Source organism: Rhodanobacter sp. UC4438_H5, from assembly GCF_052978405.1.
This window is the reverse complement of sequence record NZ_CM129672.1, coordinates 2,572,237-2,584,873: the sequence shown is the minus strand read 5'-3', so window position 1 is coordinate 2,584,873 and position 12,637 is coordinate 2,572,237. Positions and strand designations below refer to the sequence as shown.

12 protein-coding genes are annotated in these 12,637 nt (G+C 68.0%); 4 read left to right on the top strand and 8 right to left on the bottom strand.

Features of this window, described 5'->3' with window-relative positions; genetic code table 11:
- Positions 1 to 5 precede the first annotated feature (5 nt).
- On the top strand, positions 6 to 908 hold the full coding sequence (cyoE, locus tag ACVCL9_RS12045; protein ID WP_447097953.1) for a heme o synthase: 903 nt from the start codon (positions 6 to 8) through the stop codon (positions 906 to 908).
- A gap of 100 nt (positions 909 to 1,008) precedes the next feature.
- Here cyoE and ACVCL9_RS12040 read toward each other — a convergent pair whose 3' ends face one another.
- Entirely contained in the window at positions 1,009 to 1,767 is a 759-nt protein-coding gene (locus tag ACVCL9_RS12040; RefSeq protein ID WP_447097954.1) for a 4'-phosphopantetheinyl transferase family protein, read from the bottom strand.
- A 453-nt stretch (positions 1,768 to 2,220) separates the two neighbouring features.
- Here ACVCL9_RS12040 and ACVCL9_RS12035 point away from each other — a divergent pair, with 453 nt between their 5' ends.
- Positions 2,221 to 2,448 carry a hypothetical protein gene (locus tag ACVCL9_RS12035; RefSeq protein ID WP_395120344.1) on the top strand — a complete coding sequence of 76 codons (228 nt, stop codon included), beginning with the start codon at positions 2,221 to 2,223 and terminating at the stop codon, positions 2,446 to 2,448.
- Positions 2,449 to 2,549: 101 nt separating this feature from the next.
- Positions 2,550 to 5,189 carry a magnesium-translocating P-type ATPase gene (mgtA, locus tag ACVCL9_RS12030; RefSeq protein WP_447097955.1) on the top strand — a complete coding sequence of 880 codons (2,640 nt, stop codon included), beginning with the start codon at positions 2,550 to 2,552 and terminating at the stop codon, positions 5,187 to 5,189.
- 55 nt (positions 5,190 to 5,244) lie between these two features.
- Here mgtA and ACVCL9_RS12025 read toward each other — a convergent pair whose 3' ends face one another.
- Together ACVCL9_RS12025 and ACVCL9_RS12020 are read right to left on the bottom strand one after the other, a co-directional pair.
- Positions 5,245 to 6,030 carry a LytR/AlgR family response regulator transcription factor gene (locus tag ACVCL9_RS12025; RefSeq protein ID WP_395120342.1) on the bottom strand — a complete coding sequence of 262 codons (786 nt, stop codon included), beginning with the start codon at positions 6,028 to 6,030 and terminating at the stop codon, positions 5,245 to 5,247.
- Positions 6,027 to 7,031 carry a sensor histidine kinase gene (locus ACVCL9_RS12020; RefSeq protein ID WP_447099574.1) on the bottom strand — a complete coding sequence of 335 codons (1,005 nt, stop codon included), beginning with the start codon at positions 7,029 to 7,031 and terminating at the stop codon, positions 6,027 to 6,029. The genes ACVCL9_RS12025 and ACVCL9_RS12020 overlap by 4 nt, the downstream gene beginning before the upstream one ends.
- Positions 7,032 to 7,304: 273 nt before the next feature.
- On the opposite strand from ACVCL9_RS12020, the gene ACVCL9_RS12015 reads away from it, so the two are divergent.
- Positions 7,305 to 8,024 carry a hypothetical protein gene (locus ACVCL9_RS12015; RefSeq protein ID WP_447097957.1) on the top strand — a complete coding sequence of 240 codons (720 nt, stop codon included), beginning with the start codon at positions 7,305 to 7,307 and terminating at the stop codon, positions 8,022 to 8,024.
- Positions 8,025 to 8,151: 127 nt separating this feature from the next.
- On the opposite strand, the gene ACVCL9_RS12010 is transcribed toward ACVCL9_RS12015, so the two are convergent.
- The 5 genes from ACVCL9_RS12010 to ACVCL9_RS11990 form a co-directional block, all read right to left on the bottom strand.
- Positions 8,152 to 9,207 carry a bile acid:sodium symporter family protein gene (locus tag ACVCL9_RS12010; RefSeq protein ID WP_447097958.1) on the bottom strand — a complete coding sequence of 352 codons (1,056 nt, stop codon included), beginning with the start codon at positions 9,205 to 9,207 and terminating at the stop codon, positions 8,152 to 8,154.
- Between the two features lie 119 nt (positions 9,208 to 9,326).
- Complete coding sequence (locus ACVCL9_RS12005; protein WP_447097959.1) at positions 9,327 to 9,947, bottom strand: DedA family protein; 621 nt, start codon at positions 9,945 to 9,947, stop codon at positions 9,327 to 9,329.
- A gap of 130 nt (positions 9,948 to 10,077) precedes the next feature.
- Complete coding sequence (gene dnaG / locus ACVCL9_RS12000) at positions 10,078 to 11,814, bottom strand: DNA primase (protein ID WP_447097960.1); 1,737 nt, start codon at positions 11,812 to 11,814, stop codon at positions 10,078 to 10,080.
- 98 nt (positions 11,815 to 11,912) lie between these two features.
- On the bottom strand, positions 11,913 to 12,083 hold the full coding sequence (locus ACVCL9_RS11995) for a DUF1328 domain-containing protein (RefSeq protein WP_136257740.1): 171 nt from the start codon (positions 12,081 to 12,083) through the stop codon (positions 11,913 to 11,915).
- Positions 12,084 to 12,166: 83 nt separating this feature from the next.
- On the bottom strand, positions 12,167 to 12,613 hold the full coding sequence (locus tag ACVCL9_RS11990) for a GatB/YqeY domain-containing protein (RefSeq protein ID WP_395120336.1): 447 nt from the start codon (positions 12,611 to 12,613) through the stop codon (positions 12,167 to 12,169).
- Positions 12,614 to 12,637 lie beyond the last annotated feature (24 nt).

The following is a 12,637-nucleotide window of genomic DNA, read 5'->3' as shown; positions in this document are numbered from 1 at the left end:
GCGAGATGGAGTTGATCCGCGAATATCTGCAGCTGACCAAGCCGCGCGTCGTCGCCTTGCTGGTGTTCTGCGCCGTGATCGGCATGTTCCTCGCCGTGCCCGGCCTGCCGCCGTGGCGCGGCCTGGTGTTCGGCACGCTGGGCATCTGGATGGCGTCCGGTTCGGCGGCGGCGTTCAACCACCTGATCGACGAGCGGATCGACAAACTGATGGTGCGTACCGCGCGCCGCCCGCTGGCCACCGGCAAACTCACCGCGCACCAGGCGCTGGCGTTCGCGGTACTGCTGGGCATCGCCTCGATGCTGGTGCTGGCGCTGCTGGTCAACACGCTGACCGCACTGCTGACCTTCGGCGGATTGATCGGCTACGCGCTGGTCTACACCCGCTACCTGAAGCGCGCCACGCCGCAGAACATCGTGATCGGCGGCCTCGCCGGCGCGATCCCGCCGGTGCTGGGCTGGACCGCGGTCACCGGCGAGTTGCACGCATTCGCGCTGCAGCTGTGCCTGATCATCTTCGTGTGGACGCCGCCGCACTTCTGGGCGCTGGCGATTTTCCGCCGCGAGGATTACGCACGCGCCGGCGTGCCGATGCTGCCGGTCACCCACGGCGTGGTCTACACCCGCTGGCAGGTGCTGTTCTACACCATCCTGCTGGTGCTGGTGACCCTGCTGCCGGCGATCACCGGCATGAGCGGGTTGCTCTACCTGGCTGGTGCGATCGTGCTCGACGCGGGCTTCCTCTACTACGCGATCCGCCTGCTCAACCCGCCCGACGAGCTGTACCCGATGAAAGTATTCAAGTACTCCATCGTGTACCTGATGGCCTTGTTCGCCTTCCTGCTGCTCGACCACTGGCTGGTCGACCCGCTGCTGCAGCATGGGGCGGTGCTGCAGCAGATCGGTTGAACGGTGGCGCGGGCTGCGCGCGCGTCGGTGGGGGGCTTCGGCGGGGGATTTTCGGATGAGTTGTCGGCGGCGACGGAAGGCGAGCGCGGTGTCGCCGCCTTCACCAGACGAAGCTGGTCGCGACCGTGTCGGGGCGGAGCATCCTGAAGCAGACGGGGTGGCAGCTGCCTTCCGGCAGGTCGGGGCAGAGCGTTTCCGCCAGCGTCAGGGTCAGGCGGCCGGCATCTGCGTCCAAGGCGGAAACCCGCGCGGCGCTGAAATCGAAGTAGCGGCCGGCTGCCGCGTGCGCACCCTTGAAAAGGCTCTCCTTGGCGGAGAACGCGATCGTGAGGAGCATGTCGTCGGACAAGTGACCGTGCTGCTTCTCCAGCAAGGCGAGTTCGCCCGGCGTGAAGGCGAGTTCCCGCACCGCGTCGCGGGCGGCGGCCTCGATGACCTCCTCGAAGTCGATGCCGATGCCCCTCACGGCCGACGCCTGGACGGCGATTGCGCCAGCGAGGTCGCGCGTGTGCGTGATGCTTCCCGTCACGCCCGCCTGCCACCGTGGTTCCCTCGATGATCCGATGCCAGGAATCGACGCAACGACGCCGAGGCGCTCGATCGCGTGGCGGGCCGCGATCCGGCCCGCCAGAAACTCGGCCTGCCGTTTGGGCACGGCCCTCTGCAGTGCAGCCGGAAGCGGCACGCCATGCTGCTCGAAGGCAGGCAGGGCGAACGCCGCGGAAGAGAACTCGATCACGAAGGCCGGGGGCAGTCGTGGGTCATCATCGCCCACTTCCAGCCAGCGTGCGCTGCGCAGCAGCGCGTCGTGCCCGTCGCATTCGGGCGAGGGTCGGCTGGATCTGTCTTGCGCTGTCAAGAATGTCTCCCTGCGTCCATCGGCTCCCGACGCAATCGAGGCCGCGGACCATCTTTGGTGCCGCGAGTGGTGCCGGGAGTCGGGGGCAAGCATAGTGGGATCGGGCAGCGCGCGCCGTCGTGGCGTTCGTTTCCCACGCCGGTGGCATGCAGTTTTTCTATCCATTTTCCGAGGTCACGCGCGGCCCGGCGATTGACAGTTTTGCACTGCGGCACGACAATGCGCGCGCCCTGCGGCGCGCTGCGCCGCACGGCTTCCAGTCCTGACAAACCAAGGCATATGGACGTTTACCCTAGTCGCAACGTCGACATCCGCTCGCTTCGGGTGCCGGCGCCGCACAACAACAAGTTGAACGCCTGCGGCGACCGCCTGCGGTCGGCTGGTGCTTTCCACTAGGGAAAGTCCGGCCCACTCCTGAGGACGCCGACGGCGTCGTTACCAGGAGATGAGCCGATGAAGCTCCTTCACGATTTCTTCCGCTGGCCGTTTGCCGGCGTCCGTGCCGTGGCGTCCCAGCCGGCGGCGTTGCCGCGTGATTTCAGCGTGACCGTGCCGGCCCCGTTGGCCGGGTCGGCGAGCCCTTCGCCGCAAACCCTGGAACCCTCGCGCAACGGACGACGCGAGCCGGCCTCGTTCCTGCGCTCGCCGCGTCGCCGGCGGCTGGGCCGCGCGCACCGATGATCCACCGCTGCGGACGCTGCCCCGGGCAGTCCGTCCGCGCCCTGCGCATTCGCTGACGCCACGCGCGTCTTTCCCGGCCACGCGTTACCCGGACGCACCCGATGAGCAAGCCATTCCCGACGCGCGGCCGCGATGCCGCCGGTGCGCCGCCGCCCGCCCTTGCGGCCACGCTCGGGCATGCGTTTCGCAGCCCCGAGGCGCTGCTGGACGCGTTGCAGAGCAACCCCGGCGGGCTCGACGCCGAACAGATACGCGCGCGCCTGCAGCGTGACGGCCTGAACGAGGTCTCGCGCGAGAAGCCGCCGCACTGGTCGCTGCAGTTGCTGCGCGCGTTCCGCAACCCGTTCATCGTGGTGCTGCTGGTGCTCGCCGGCGTGCAGCTCGCCACCGACGGCAACGATCTCACCGGGCCGCTCATCATCGCGGTGATGGTGGGCATCAGCGTGTTGCTGAGTTTCACCCAGGAGTACCGCTCCTCGCGCGCCGCCGAGCAGCTCAAGGCGATGGTGCGCAACACCGCCACCGTGCGGCGCCGCGCCTCGGACGGCCACAGCGAGCAGATCGAGGTGCCGGTGCGCGAACTGGTGGTGGGCGACATCGTGCAGCTGGCCGCCGGCGACATGGTGCCGGCGGACCTGCGCCTGCTCGGCGCCAAGGACCTGTTCATCAGCCAGGCGATCCTCACCGGCGAGTCGGTGCCGGTGGAAAAGGCGGCGCCCGCGGCGACGGTGCCCGGCGTCGTCGACGACCCGCTGGAACTGGCCAGCGTCTGCTACATGGGCACCAACGTGGTCAGCGGCACGGCCAGCGCGGTGGTGCTGGCCACCGGGGCGCGCAGCTATCTCGGCTCGCTGGCGCACAGCATGGCCGGTGCGCGCGTGCAGACCAGTTTCGATCGCGGCATCCGCTCGGTGAGCTGGCTGCTGATCCGCTTCATGGCGGTGATGGTGCCGGTGGTGTTCGTGATCAACGGGCTGGACAAGCACGACTGGGGCGAGGCGTTCCTGTTCGCGCTGTCGATCGCGGTGGGGCTGACCCCGGAGATGCTGCCGCTGATCGTCACCGCCAACCTGTCCAAGGGCGCGCTGGCGATGTCGCGGCGCAAGGTGGTGGTCAAGCGGCTCAACGCGATCCAGAACTTCGGTGCGATGGACGTGCTGTGCACCGACAAGACCGGCACGTTGACGCTGGACCGGATCGTGCTGGAGCGCCATCTCGACCTCGACGGCGAAGCCTCCGACCAGGCGCTGGAATACGGCTACCTCAACAGCCGGTTCCAGACCGGCCTGAAGAACCTGCTCGACAAGGCGGTGCTGGCGCATCGCGACCTGGAGGCGGCGGCGACGCGCTATCGCGTGGTCGACGAGATCCCGTTCGACTTTCAGCGCCGGCGCATGTCGGTGGTGCTGGCCGACGGTGCGGGCGAGCACCTGCTGATCTGCAAGGGCGCGGTCGAGGAGATGTTGTCGATCTGTGCCTGGGCGCAGACCGGCGGCGTGATCGAGCCGATGACCGGGGAACGCCGCCGCGCGATCAAGGCGATGACGCACAGCCTCAACGAGGACGGCCTGCGCGTGCTGGTGGTGGCCGTGCGGCGACAACCGGCGCAGGCGCATGCCTATGGCGTGGCCGACGAGGAAGGACTGGTGGCGGTCGGCTGCCTGGCCTTCCTCGACCCGCCGAAGGACTCCGCCGCCACGGCGATCCGCGCGCTGCACCAGCACGGCGTGGCGGTAAAGGTGATCACCGGCGACAACGAGGCGGTGACCCGCAAGATCTGCCGCGAGGTCGGGCTCGACGTCGGCGAATCGGTGCAGGGCCGCGACATCGAATCGCTCGATGACGCTGCGCTCGATGCGCTGGTCGCGCGCGTCACCGTGTTCGCCAAGATGTCGCCGCTGCAGAAGGCGCGCGTGGTGCGCTCGCTGCAGCGGCTCGGCCACACGGTGGGCTTCCTCGGCGACGGCATCAACGACGCGCCGGCGCTGCACGATGCCGACGTCGGCATCTCGGTCGACACCGCCACCGACATCGCCAAGGAGTCGGCCGACATCATCCTGCTGGAGAAGAACCTGATGGTGCTGGAGGAGGGCGTGCTCGAAGGCCGCGTCACCTTCGGCAACATCATGAAGTACATCAAGATGACCGCCAGCTCGAACTTCGGCAACGTGTTCAGCGTGCTGGTGGCCAGTGCGTTCCTGCCGTTCCTGCCGATGCTGCCGTTGCAGATCCTGGTGCAGAACCTCTTGTACGACATCTCGCAGCTGTCGATCCCGTTCGACCGCATGGACGAGGAATACCTGAGCAAGCCGCGCAAGTGGGATGCCGGCGACATCGGCCGTTTCATGGCGTGGATCGGCCCGGTCAGTTCGATCTTCGACATCACCACGTTCTGGCTGATGTGGCACTACTTCGGCGCCAACTCGCCGGCGCACCAGTCGCTGTTCCAGTCCGGCTGGTTCATCGAGGGCCTGCTCTCGCAGACCCTGATCGTGCACATGATCCGCACTCGGCGCATCCCGTTCCTGCAGAGCGTGGCCTCCGCGCCGGTGCTCGGCTTGACCCTCGCGATCATCGTGCTCGGCATGCTGATCCCGTTCAGCACGCTCGGCGGCAAGATCGGCATGGTGCCGCTGCCACCGATGTACTTCGCCTGGCTGGCGCTGACCCTGGCCAGCTACTGCGTGCTGACCCAGCTGGTGAAGGTCATCTACATCCGCAGGTACGGGCGTTGGCTCTGATCGCCATCCGCGTCTCTGATTCCGCACCCCGGGTGATTGCGCCGATCGGCGCGGGTCACATCTGGCGGAACAGGTGCAGATACGTGCGGCTCACGGGCAGCACCTCCGCGCGGCCCTTCAGGTGGATGTCCGCGGTCTCGTTTTCGCCACGCAAGACATGGCTGATCGCGCGGAGATTCACCACCACGGAACGGTGCACCTGCACGAAATGCGCAGCATCCAGTTGCGCCACCAGTTCCTTCAGCGGCGTCCGGATCAATCCCCCGGCTGTCTTGCCGTCGTCGCCGCGCCATGCAACCAGGGTGTACTTCTCGTCAGAGCGCAGGAAGTCGATCTGGTCGACCGAAACCAGGCGCAGCGCCTGCCCGACCGAAACGCGGATCCAGCGCAGCGGCGTCAGTGCCGCCTTCTTGCAAAGGTGCGCTTCCAGTTGCTCCAGAAGCGTGCGGGTGTCGGGTACCGGTTGCGCGGCGCGCAATCGTTCCTGCAGACGCGCCACCGTGTCGCTCAGGCGTGCCAGTTCCACCGGCTTCACCAGGTAGTCAAGCGCACCCTGTTCGAAGCCCTGCACAGCGTACTGGTCGAACGCGGTGACGAAGACGAGATGTGCACGGCGATCGATGAAGCGCGCCACCTCCACGCCGGACAGGGCCGGCATATGCACATCGAGAAAGCAGATGTCGGGCCGCAGCGCCTCGAACTGCTCGACGGCCTCGCGGCCGTTGCGCGCCTGGGCGACAACATGCAGTTCGGGCCAGGCCTGCGCAAGCAGCCGCATCAGCTGCTTGCGCAACAGCGGCTCGTCATCGGCGATCAATGCAGTGGGGCGCGAACTGCTCATGCCGGCCTCTCCCGCGCAGGAAACTCGAGTTCGGCGCAGACGCCCTTCGGTTCGAGCGGCAGCAACCGCAACTGCGTATCGCCGCCGAAAGCCAGCTGCAGGCGCTCGCGCAGGTTCGAAAGTCCGGTGCCCAGCCCATCGCCGGCCCGCCCCAGGCCGACGCCGGTGTCGATGACTTCAGCGCGGCAGCGCCCGTCCCTCACGCGCACGCGCACATCGATCCGGCCGCCTTCCTCGCTCGGGTCGATGCCATGCCGTACGGCGTTCTCGACCAGAGTCAGCAACGTCATCGCCGGAAGATGCGATGCCAGGGCCGCTTCATCGGCGTGCAGCGTGAACTGCAGGCGGTCGGGCATGCGCATGTGCATCACTTCCAGATACGCGCGCACCAGCTCGATTTCCTGTGCAAGTGTGGTCATCGGCTCGTGCAGGCGCGGGACCGCCGCACGCAGGTACGCGATCAGGCTGCCGAGCACCGCGGAGGCCTGCGGCGAGCCGGAATCGACCAGCTCGCGCACGTTGGCCAGCGTGTTGAACAGGAAATGCGGCTCGACCTGCGCCTGCAACAGCCGCAGACGGGCTTGCGCGGCATTGCGCTCGTACTCGCTGCGTTCCAGCTCGAAGGCCAGCGCCTGGCGCTGCGCGTGGCCGTTGATGTGCCGGTACAACGCCGTCATGGCGATCCATGGCGTCAGCAGGAGGCCCAGCCCGGTGATCATCGCGAAGCCGGACAGCCGGTCTGCATTGCGCGGCCAGGGCACTGCGTCGCCAAACGTGGTCAGCGAATAGGCGATCGCCACGGCGAACGGCACCGCAATCGCCACGCCTGCGACCTGCAGCACCCAGCGCGCCATCCAGCGCGGCAGGCGCCTGGGCCAGCGCTCGAACAGTCCGAAGACCATCAGCTGGAACAGGCCCAGGAACATCATGCGGACAAACAGCACGGCCCACGGACCCTCCCAACTCGGCAGCAGGAGAACGCTCAGCACCAGGCTCGTCATCAGTACGAGCCGCACGCGTCGCCAGCCCAGCAGGCGGGGGTGCAGACCTCGTGGTTCTAGCGCGGGAGCCGTGGTCGCCATGGACCAACTATAAAGTAGGGTGCGGGTGGATTCGCACTGTGCGACCCGGCTCCGCAGCCCATCGCCGCCGTTCGTCCACGGCGATCGTCAGTCGACCCGCCCAGGCCGTCGTCCATCGCAAACGGCTCGCTTTCGCGCCTTCCCGCGGTCAACGTTTCGCTCGCGAAATCCGGCACGGGAGAGGGGTGGGACATGACGTGGCAGTTGATGGTGCATATCGTTGGCGGAGCCCTGGGTCTGTTGTCCGGAGCCGCGGCCATGATCGCGGCGAAGGGCAGTCTGCCCCATCGCATGGCGGGTCGCGTCTTCTTTGCCTCGATGCTGGTGATGGCGGTCATGGGTGGATATATCGCCGTCCTGGCGGGCGTGCGTGTCTCGGTATTGGCGGCGGTACTGACGGCCTATCTGGTCAGTTCGGGCCGGCTCGCCGCCCGGCGCGCCGACGGCGAGGCCGGCATCCTGGAATGGCTTGTACTGGCCGTCGGGGTTTCGGTTGCCGCCTATGGCCTGCATCTTGGCATCGAGGCCCGGAGCGGCCGCGCAGACGTGCTCGACGGCACGTTCGTCGTTCCCGCGGCGATCTACTTCGTGTTTTCCGGGATCGCCGCCTTCGGTGCCGTCAGCGATGCATGGACGCTCGCGCGTGGCGGCCTGAAACGCCGATCCCGAGTCCTGCAGCACCTCTGGCGAATGTCCGTGGCGCTCTATATCGCGGCCAGCTCGTTTTTCACCGGGCAACAGGACCTCTTCCCGGAGACCTTGCAGGGCTCGTTCCTGCTCCAACTGCCGGAGCTTCTGGTGATCGGCCTGCTTGTCTTCTGGGCGCTGCGGGTCGCGCTGTCGAAGCGGTACCGCGCGCAGAGGCCTGCGAGGGTGGATCAGACAAAGGAAGTGAAATCGCCATCACTCTGAGGAAACGACGGATTCGTGCAACTTCGAAATTCGCCCGAAATGCGCAGGGGAGCGGAACTCGTCAGCCGCCGCTGTCGTCCCCTGCAGGGGCTGGTCGTCCATGCGGTCCTCGCGACTGCCCCAACCATCAGTCCGCCTCGCGATCATCCCCGACCATCGAATGCACGCGCCGCGCCGCGTAACGCCGCGCCACCACCGCGCACACCATCAACTGCAATTGATGGAAGACCATCAGCGGCAGCACCAGCGCGCCGAGGCCGCCGGCCTGGCCGGCGAAGAGGATCTTCGCCATCGGGATGCCGCTGGCCATGCTCTTCTTGGAGCCGCAGAACACGATGGTGATCTCGTCCTCGCGCGAAAAGCCCAGCCGGCGCGCGGCCCAGGTGACGGTCGGCATCACCACCGCCAGCAGCAGCGCGCAGGCGGCCAGGATGGCGAGCAGGGAAGACGGCGGCGTGTCGTGCCACAGGCCTTCGACCACCGCAGCGCTGAAGGCGGTGTAGACCACCAGCAGGATCGTGGCCTGGTCGGTGAAGCCAAGCAGCGGCTTGTGCCGGTCCACGAAAGTGCCGATCCAGCGTCGGGCGAAGTGGCCGAGCGCGAACGGCAGCAACAGCAGCAGCACGATGTCCAGTACGCCATGCCAGGAGACGCCGCTGCCGTGGCTTTCCAGCAGCAATCCCGCCAGCAACGGGGTCAGCACGATGCCGAGGAGGTTGGACGTCGACGCGCTGACCACCGCGGCCGGCACGTTGCCGCCGGCGATCGAGGTGAACGCGATCGACGATTGCACGGTCGACGGCAGCAGGCACACGAACAGCAGGCCCAGGCTCAGCTCTGGCGTCAGCACGGCGTCGCCGAGCGGGCGCAGCGCCAGGCCGAGCAACGGAAACAGCACGAAGGTGCTGGCCAGCACGGTCAGGTGCAACCGCCAGTGCGTCATGCCCTGCACGATCGCTTGGCGCGGCAGCTTGGCGCCGTGCAGGAAGAACAGCAGCGCGATGGCCGCATCGGTGACGAGGTCGAACACGCGTGCCGTTCCGCCCTCGCAGGGCAGCAGCGAGGCCAGCAGCACCGTGCCGAGCAGGGCCAGCGTGAAGTTGTCGGGAACCGCGCGACGCCCAGGAGCGTGGGCGGTAGAAACTTTCGAGGCGAAAAAGTGGCTGCGTGAGAACAGATTCATGACGATTCGCTGGCCCATAGTGGTTCTATGGGCCAAGAAGCGGCGGGAATATGGACCACGCAGGCGCTTTTGCAGCCCGGAAGATTTCTAGCGCCCACGCTCCTGACCATGCAGGCGGTTCAGTCCAGCGTGCAGCGGGCGCGGCGGCGGTGCCGCCACCAGGAGACCAGCAGCACCAGCAGCAGGATGCCCAGCAGCACCCACAGGCTGGCCTGGCCGCGATGCATCCACGTCAGCAACCACTGGTGGTTGTCCGCGCCGACGAAGCCCAGGTAGACCCAGAACGGCACGCTGATCAGCGCGGCGCTGCCGTCGAGCAGCAGGAAGCGCAGGAACGAGACCCGGTGGGTCATGCCGGCGGTGAGATAGATCGTGGTGCGCATGCCGGGCAGGAAGCGCGCGATGAACAGCACGCGGTTGCCGTAGCGGTGGAACTTCTCCTGCACCTTGGCGTAGCGCGCCGGGGTGAGGATGCGCGCCACGAAGCGCCATTGCAGGATGCGCGCGCCGTGGCGGTAGCCGAGCAGGAAGATCGCGCAGTCGCCCAGCAGCACGCCGAACATCGCCAGCGCGACCATCGCGTGCACGTTGGCATAGCCCAGACCGGCGATCACGCCGCCAGCGACCAGGGTGATGTCTTCCGGCAGCGGCAACCCGGCGCCGCAGATCATCAGCGCGATGAAGACCGCCAGGTAGCCGTTCTCGGCAAAGATCGTGACCAGCTGCTGCAGCAGATCCATCAGTGTTTTCGTGCCTTCTGCCGTCGCGTCCCGGTCGCGGCCGTGCATGATCCCACAGCCGCGGCGCCCTTGCGGCGCGCCGGGACAGCATGCCGCACGGCGCGTGCGGCCTCCGGCAGCGCGGCGGCGTTCATGCCGGCGCCGTCGGCGGGGCCACGCGGGCGGCCAGCAGTTCGCGCAGCTCGGCCTTCTCGGCGCTGTCCAGCGCGCCTTCGCGGCTCTTGGCGGTGAGCGCGTCGCGGCGCTGGCGGACGGATTCTTCCTCCATCCGCCGCAGGGCGTCGAAGAACTCGGCGGCCTGCGCCTCCGCTTCGCCCACCACGGTGGCGGCCATCAGTTTCTGCAGCGCCGGGTATTCCGGCCGCTCGGCGAAATGCTCCACCAGCATCGCCGGGTTGATGCCGGGACGCGCGCGCGCCAGGTCGAGCAGTTCGGCCAGGAGCTCCACGCCGGGCTTGTCCAGGCGCAGGAAGCGGTAGGGTTTCTCCACCCGGTCGGCCATCCCCGGCTGGGTCAGCAGCAGCGAGATGGCGCTGCGCACCAGGCTGCGCTGCACCGCCATCGGACGCTGCACCGCGCGATGGGCGGCGGGGTCGGCCTGCAGCATCGCGCGGGCGCCGCTGCGTTTTTCCAGCTCCTGCGCCATCAGGTCGCGGAAGGCGCCGTCAGGCAGCTTCGCGATCAGCGGCCGCGCGCGCTCGGCGAGCCGCGCGCGCCCGTCGAGGCTGGCCATGTCGACATCGCGCGACAGCTCGTTGAAGAAATAGTCCGACAGCGGCATCGCTTCCTTGATGCGCCGTTCGAAGCCGGCCTTGCCTTCCTTGCGCACCAGCGAATCGGGGTCCTCGCCGTCGGGCAGAAACAGGAAATACGCCTGGCGGCCGTCGCGCAGCCGCGGCAGCGCGGATTCCAGCGCCTTCCACGCCGCGGCGCGGCCGGCGCGGTCGCCATCGAAGCAGAACACCACGTCGGGCGCGGCGCGGAACAGCAATTCGGTGTGCTCGGGCGTGGTCGCCGTGCCCAGCGTGGCCACCGCGATCGGCAGGCCGGCCTGGTGCAGCGCGATCACGTCCATGTAGCCCTCGACCACCACGATGCGGGTCAGGTTCGTGTTGGCCTGCTTCACCTGCCACAGCGCGAACAGCTCGCGGCCCTTGTGGAACAGCGTGGTCTCCGGCGAATTGAGGTACTTGGGGGATTGCTCCGAGCTGAGCACCCTCCCGCCGAAGGCGATCACGCGCCCGCGCCGGTCGAGGATCGGGAACATCAGCCGTTCGCGGAAGCGGTCGTACTTGCTGCCGCGTTCGCCGGTGGAAACCATGCCGGCCTCCTCGAGCAGCTCCATGCGGCGCGGGCTGCTGCCCAGCGCCTTGCTCACGCCGTCGTAGCCGGCCGGCGCCCAGCCGAGACGGAAGCGCGCGATGGTATCGGCGTCCAGGCCACGCTTCGTGCAATACGCCTTCGCCTCGACGCTGCCCGGCAGCTGCTGCTGGTACCAGCTGGCGCTGGCGTCGAGCAGGGCGTAGAGATCGGTCTTGTCCTCGCGCGGGCGCTCGTCGCGGCCGCCTTCGCGCGGTACGGTGAGGCCCACGGACTGCGCCAGTTCCTCCACCGCGTCGGGGAACTCCAGCCGGTCGTAGTCCATCAGGAACTTGATCGCGCTGCCGTGCACGCCGCAGCCGAAGCAGTGGAAGAACTGCTTGGCCGGGCTGACGTAGAACGACGGCGTGCGCTCGTTGTGGAACGGGCAGCAGGCGGTCCACTCGCGGCCGGCCTTCTTCAACGGCACGCGCCGCTCGATCACGTCGACGATGTCGACGCGGGCGAGCAGTTCATCGATGAAGCTGTCGGGGATCAGGCCGCGCATAGACCGCCTAGTCTAGTCGGTCGCCGCCGGGGAGGCGCACTGGCGCCGACCGGTGGCATACCGCGAGGCGACCTGGCGCCGGCGCGTGGTCGGGCCGGCTAGAACAGGCTGATCACGCCGACCAGGGCCAGCACTGCGAGCAGGAACAGGATCACGAAGCACGCGAACAGCACCTTGGCGATGGTCGCGGTGGCGCCGGATACGCCGCCGAAGCCGAGCCAGCCGGTGATCAGCGAAATGATGGCGAAGATGATGGCCCACTTCAGCATGCGGTCCTCCGGAAGGCGATGGGGTTTCCGGAGGTTGTAGCGGGATCGGCGTGAAGGCGGCGCATCGCCGACCGGGCGGCGCGTCAGCCGGCCAGGCGGGCCTTGATGCGTGCGGACACCACGCCCATGTCGGCGCGGCCGGCGGCCTTGTCCTTCACCGCGGCCACCACCTTGCCCATGTCCCGCGGCGAGCTGGCGCCGGTGTCGGCGATCGCGGCGGCGATCAGCGCGTCGATCTCGGCTTCGCCCAGCTTGGCGGGCAGGTAGGTTTCGATGACGGCCATCTCGGCGCGCTCCACCTCGGCCAGGTCTTCGCGCTGGGCGGCAACGTACTGACTGACCGAGTCCTTGCGCTGCTTCATCATCTTTTCCAGTACGGCGAGCACCTGGCCATCGTCCAGCTCGATGCGCTCATCCACCTCGCGCTGCTTGATCGCCGCGAGCATCAGCCGGATCACGCCCAGCCGCGGCTTGTCGCCGCCGCGCATGGCGGTCTTCATGTCCTCGGTGAGCTGCTGCTTGAGCGTCATGGCGATGCCTCGTTGGGTGGAATT

Bases quoted from the DNA above. Each gene is read 5' to 3' on its own strand.
- ACVCL9_RS12005 (WP_447097959.1), bottom strand. From the start codon at position 9,947: ATGGATCTGCTGCAGCAGCTGGTCACGATCTTTGCCGAGAACGGCTAC.
- ACVCL9_RS12035 (WP_395120344.1), top strand. From the start codon at position 2,221: ATGAAGCTCCTTCACGATTTCTTCCGCTGGCCGTTTGCCGGCGTCCGT.
- dnaG (WP_447097960.1), bottom strand. From the start codon at position 11,814: ATGCGCGGCCTGATCCCCGACAGCTTCATCGATGAACTGCTCGCCCGC.
- ACVCL9_RS12010 (WP_447097958.1), bottom strand. From the start codon at position 9,207: ATGAATCTGTTCTCACGCAGCCACTTTTTCGCCTCGAAAGTTTCTACC.
- cyoE (WP_447097953.1), top strand. From the start codon at position 6: ATGGAGTTGATCCGCGAATATCTGCAGCTGACCAAGCCGCGCGTCGTC.
- ACVCL9_RS12025 (WP_395120342.1), bottom strand. From the start codon at position 6,030: ATGAGCAGTTCGCGCCCCACTGCATTGATCGCCGATGACGAGCCGCTG.
- ACVCL9_RS12015 (WP_447097957.1), top strand. From the start codon at position 7,305: ATGACGTGGCAGTTGATGGTGCATATCGTTGGCGGAGCCCTGGGTCTG.
- ACVCL9_RS11995 (WP_136257740.1), bottom strand. From the start codon at position 12,083: ATGCTGAAGTGGGCCATCATCTTCGCCATCATTTCGCTGATCACCGGC.
- mgtA (WP_447097955.1), top strand. From the start codon at position 2,550: ATGAGCAAGCCATTCCCGACGCGCGGCCGCGATGCCGCCGGTGCGCCG.
- ACVCL9_RS11990 (WP_395120336.1), bottom strand. From the start codon at position 12,613: ATGACGCTCAAGCAGCAGCTCACCGAGGACATGAAGACCGCCATGCGC.
- ACVCL9_RS12020 (WP_447099574.1), bottom strand. From the start codon at position 7,031: ATGACGAGCCTGGTGCTGAGCGTTCTCCTGCTGCCGAGTTGGGAGGGT.